Here is a 3,042-nt window from a genome sequence, read left to right as displayed (position 1 = left end):
GGCGGGGGCGCTGGCGGGGTCTGCGCCGCTGGCGCTGGCGAGGACGGCGCCCGTGCCGCCGACCCGCCGCCGTCCCTGAGCTCGGACTCGTCCCCGCTGGTCATGCCCGTCTCCCCACGCCGAACGCACATCCTGCCCAACGATGGCGATTCTGGCGCATGCCACCGACAGAACTCGTAGGCCCCACCGGCCGGCGGGCGAAGAACCGATGAAAACCTTCACGTCAGGGATGTGACCCGCAAGCCCGGGGTGACTCGGTGCGGTAAGCGGCTTGCGATGACCGTCAGCCCGGACCGTCAGCCCCGGTGGCGGCCTGCGCAGCGAGCAGGGTGTTGCGCAGCAACATCGCGATCGTCATCGGCCCCACCCCGCCCGGCACCGGGGTCAGTTTCCCGGCCACCTCGCGCACCGCCTCGAAATCCACGTCGCCACGCAGGCCCTGCGGGGTCCGGTGCATGCCGACGTCGATGACGGTGGCGCCCGGCTTCACCGCGTCGGCGCCGATGATCGCCTGCTTTCCCGCTGCGACGACGAGCACGTCGGCGCCGCGGCAGACCGCCGCCAGGTCCCGTGTACGGGAGTGACAGATCGTTAGGGTCGCGTTACGTCCCACCAGCAGCGCTGCCACCGGACGACCGACCAGCTCCGAACGACCGACGACGACCGTGGGCGTACCGGACAACTCGACGTCGTAGGAGTCCAGCAACTCGATGATCCCGGACGGTGTGCAGGGCCGCAGACCCGGCAGACCCCGGGCGAGCAGACCGACGCTGGCGGTGGTGAGCCCGTCAACGTCCTTCCCGGGTGGGATCCGGCCGACGAGCGCGGCCCCGTCCAAGCCTTCGGGCACCGGAAGCTGCAGCAGAATACCCGACACGGCCGGATCGGCGGAAAGATCATCCAAGAGCGCCGCGACCTTCTCCTGGGAGGTGTCGGCCGGCAGGTGTTGATGCAGGTCGGCCATGCCGGCCTCGACACAGGCCCGACGCTTGCCACCGACGTACACGGCGGACGCGGGGTCGTCACCCACGAGCACGGTCGCGAGGCCGGGCTGGATGCCGGTCCGGTCGCGGAACTCAGCGACCTCCCTGGCCACCTTCTCACGCACTCTGCGGGCGACGGCCTTGCCGTCGATTGTCACTGCGCTCACTATCGGCCCTTCGCGTCACGGTCGTCAGATCATGTCCGGGTTCTATTCGGGTCTCCGATCCGGGTCATGCCCGGGTCCGATCCGGTCTCCAAGCCGGGTCATGCCCGGGTCAGCCAGGCGTCCGGCGCGGTCCCCCGACATCCGGCAGAGCCCGAGCGAGCACGCTACGCCAACATGGCACACAGGTGCCCGGTACCGTCATACCCACCACCGAGGGGAACCCTCGGGCGCGGGAAGCACCGACGCCGGCCACATTGTGGGGAGCAAGGCACGTGGGGAGCAAGGCACGGTCCAGGGACCGCAGACCGTGCTCAGGTCCCCCCACATTCACCGGCGACGGCCGCCGGGTGACGGCTAGCCGACGGCCGGGTGACGGCCGGTGGCCGTCACGGGCGGGCCGCTGGAACTCCCGAATAGGCCACGGCGGCCAGCCAGAGACGAACCTCACGCGGGGTACACAGACGAACGACCCGGTGTCCGGCGTGGTGTTCGGCGATGCTGTCGGCGAGACGGTTGCGGCTGGTACTCGGATATCTCCACAGCCACGTGAGAAAAGCGAGGGCAAGCCGTTCTGGGCAGCTCGCGGCGAGGTCGGGACGGTTCCGCCCGTGCCACCGTGCCCAGCGTCGCAGGACTCGTGGGATGGTGATCCGCCGCGGCAGGTCCAGGAACACGATGAGGTCGGCGGCGGGAATGCGCAGGTCCAGCGTGCCGCCGTAGTTCCCGTCCATCACCCATGCGGGCTCGGCGACGAGGTCGGCAACGACGGACCGCCATTGCGCCGTGGGTGTCTCGACCCATCCCGGTTGCCAGAAGTACCGGTCGAGATGCACGAGCGGCAGTCCGGTCTGGCGCGCGAGCTCACGCGCCAGGGTGCTCTTGCCCGCCCCGCCGCTGCCGACGACGAGGATCCGCCGGGCGTCAGAGGACATCGCTGCCGGCGCGGAGTCACGGCTCGTCCCGAGCGCATTCACCCGGTCAGTGTCCCACTGGTGCGCCCGGCCTGGTGGCGAAACATCGTCCTTCATCCTGACCCGACCGTCACCGCCAAGCCGAGGGGGTGAGCCGCCGACGGTGCCAGCGTGTCGTTGGTTGACGACGGTAGATCATGTTGCAATCCTCCGGCCTCGGAGAGTTGGCATTGCGTGATGGCTCCACGAACTCCTCCAGCCGGTCGACCGACGTCGGCCGATCACCATCGACGGCTGACCGTGGCAGCCGACCAGAGGAGATCATTTCGCGATGAACGATCGAAGGACATTCATCCGTGCCGCCACGGTGGCCACGACCCTCGCGCCCTGGTCGCTCGGCTACCTCGGCTCCGCCACCGCGGCGGGCGCGGCCACCGCGGCGCCGTCCTCCCCACCCGCGCCCACCCGACCCGCCGTCGTGGACATTCCATCCCCGACCGGGGTCTCCGGTCTCCTCACCGGCGGCAACACCGCAGGCCTTTTCGCGGGCTACTGGCAGACCTCATCATCCGAGCTCAGTGGGTTCGTCTACCACGACGGTACGGTGCGCAGCCTGCCGGGGAACAGCCGGCCGGCCGCGGTGAGCGAGGCCGGCGTGGTCGTCGGCGAGAACACCACGCGTTACAGCCGGGAGGCGTTCCGCTGGAACCGTGGCGTCTATCAGTCGCTGGGATTCCTCGGCGGCACCCCCAGTCAGGGCGGACAGTCCAGTACCGCGGTCGACGTCAGCGACACCGGATTCATCGTGGGGACCAGCACCACCAATACGGGCGAGCAGCACGCCTACCGGTGGTCGAACGGCACGATGACGGATCTGGGCACGCTTGGCGGACCGTTGAGTTCCGCCGTGGCCGTCACGGTGCAGGGAAGGGTGGTGGGTAACAGCGCAGGGCTGCGCGAAGGTCGCGTGGTGTGACGTAC

At 69.7% G+C, this 3,042-nt stretch carries 3 protein-coding genes; 1 reads left to right on the top strand and 2 read right to left on the bottom strand.

What is annotated here, in order from left to right; translation table 11 throughout:
* Positions 1-283: 283 nt before the first annotated feature.
* Complete coding sequence (gene folD, locus AC08ON_RS17655; RefSeq protein WP_476608645.1) at positions 284-1,150, bottom strand: bifunctional methylenetetrahydrofolate dehydrogenase/methenyltetrahydrofolate cyclohydrolase FolD; 867 nt, start codon at positions 1,148-1,150, stop codon at positions 284-286.
* Positions 1,151-1,536: 386 nt separating this feature from the next.
* Positions 1,537-2,178 (bottom strand): P-loop NTPase family protein, encoded by a 642-nt coding sequence (locus tag AC08ON_RS17650; RefSeq protein WP_476617394.1) that lies wholly within the window; start codon positions 2,176-2,178, stop codon positions 1,537-1,539.
* A gap of 214 nt (positions 2,179-2,392) precedes the next feature.
* On the opposite strand from AC08ON_RS17650, the gene AC08ON_RS17645 reads away from it, so the two are divergent.
* Entirely contained in the window at positions 2,393-3,037 is a 645-nt protein-coding gene (locus tag AC08ON_RS17645) for a hypothetical protein (protein WP_476617393.1), read from the top strand.
* Positions 3,038-3,042 lie beyond the last annotated feature (5 nt).

Source organism: Frankia sp. CoWAU3, from assembly GCF_977971855.1.
Note: the sequence above shows the minus strand (reverse complement) of the source record. Positions and strands in the feature narration are given on the sequence as shown.

Coding starts and splice junctions, on each gene's coding strand:
- AC08ON_RS17650 (WP_476617394.1), bottom strand. CDS start 2,178: ATGAAGGACGATGTTTCGCCACCAGGCCGGGCGCACCAGTGGGACACT.
- AC08ON_RS17645 (WP_476617393.1), top strand. CDS start 2,393: ATGAACGATCGAAGGACATTCATCCGTGCCGCCACGGTGGCCACGACC.